The organism is Mesorhizobium sp. M7A.F.Ca.AU.001.01.1.1, assembly GCF_004022735.1.
Lineage (GTDB): Bacteria > Pseudomonadota > Alphaproteobacteria > Rhizobiales > Rhizobiaceae > Mesorhizobium > Mesorhizobium ciceri.
In genome coordinates this window covers 1-390 of the sequence record NZ_RZPF01001400.1, presented here as the reverse complement: position 1 = coordinate 390, position 390 = coordinate 1, and the positions used below count along the sequence as shown (strand labels likewise).

Annotated in this window: 1 protein-coding gene; it reads left to right on the top strand. The window is 65.9% G+C overall.

Annotation, left to right across the window (positions count from 1 at the left end):
• Positions 1-390 (top strand): ATP-binding cassette domain-containing protein (locus EN884_RS38390; protein ID WP_128361252.1); only part of this gene is annotated, 390 nt, incomplete at both ends.

Genomic DNA, 390 nt, shown 5'->3' with positions numbered 1-390 from the left:
CCGACCGGCTGACCGAGATCCTGGCCGAGACGCCGGCGATCCAGGCTCCCGCCGATCCGAAGCCGCTGCCGGCCGTCGCCAAGGGCGCGATCGTCTTCGACAATATCTCCTTCTCCTACCCGGCAAGGCCCGACCGCGCCGCCGTGCACGGCTTAAGCTTTCAGGTCATGCCGGGCGAGACGGTGGCGATCGTCGGGCCGTCAGGGGCCGGCAAGAGCACGGTGTTTTCGCTGATCCTGCGTTTTTACGATCCCGAAACAGGCAAGATCCTGATCGACGGCGTCGATGTGCGCGAGGCCGATCCCGTTTCGGTCCGCCAGCGCATCGCCATCGTGCCGCAGGACGTCACCATTTTCGCGGCAAGCGCGCGTGACAATATCGGTTTCGGCC